At 66.7% G+C, this 829-nt stretch carries 2 protein-coding genes; both read right to left on the bottom strand.

Going from position 1 to position 829, the window contains the following annotated elements; genetic code table 11:
* A partial coding sequence (locus tag G3O01_RS45840) for a TolC family protein (RefSeq protein ID WP_205813975.1) occupies window positions 1–580 on the bottom strand: 580 nt, incomplete at its 3' end.
* Window position 581: 1 nt separating this feature from the next.
* The coding region (locus G3O01_RS45835; protein ID WP_205812508.1) for a hypothetical protein at window positions 582–829 on the bottom strand (248 nt) is incomplete at its 5' end.

Below are 829 nucleotides of genomic sequence, written 5' to 3'. Positions count from 1 at the left end.
TAGTCGCTTTCGCGATCTCCAGCTGCCGGTCGAGACTGCGCAGATTGATATACGACGAGGCCACCGACGACACCAGCGTGAGGACCGTGCCGCGCTTCGCTTCTTCCGTCGACAGCAGGCTCGCGCGCGCCGATTCCGTCAGCCGCCGGTTGCGGCCGAACAGGTCAATCTCCCACGACGCCGACAGCGCCACCTGATATGTGTTGAACACCGGGTTCTGCACGTTCGCCAGCAGCGGCGATGAAGAGGTCGAGAGGCGCTGACGTTCGGCATCGAAACCCGCGTTGACCTGCGGCAGGAGTGCGGCGCGCGTGGTGACGAACTGGCCAAGGAACTGGTCGACGCGTGCGGCGGCGACCTTCACGTCGTTGTTGTTAGCGAGCGCCGTGGTGATCAGCTCATTGAGCACCGGGTCGTCGAACTGTTTCCACCATTCGGTGTTCGCGATGTCGGCCGCGTAGTGGTCCGGGAAGCGGTAGGTCGCGGGCACGTCGAGCGGCGGGCGCGAGTAGTTCGGCCCGAGCAGGCAGCCGCCCAGCAGCAGCACGCACGGTACGCAGAGAACGAGGGCGCGGCGCATGTCAGTCGCCCTCGCGCGGTGCGGACGGGTTGGTGGTCGGGCCGCCGCCGGGCTTCGGGCCGCCCGCTGACGGCGGCACCTTCGGCGGTTCTCCCGGCGTTGAACCCGGACCCGGCGCCGACGGCGGCACATCGCCCGCCTTCTTGGCCTTCTTCTTCTCCGAGCGTTCCGACATCGTCTCCAGCACGTAGAAGAACATCGGAATAAAGAACACGGCAATCGCCGTCGCCCCGAGCATCCCGCCGATCA

Source organism: Burkholderia sp. Ac-20365, from assembly GCF_017104715.1.
Taxonomy (GTDB): Bacteria; Pseudomonadota; Gammaproteobacteria; order Burkholderiales; family Burkholderiaceae; genus Paraburkholderia.
Note: the sequence above shows the minus strand (reverse complement) of the source record. Positions and strands in the feature narration are given on the sequence as shown.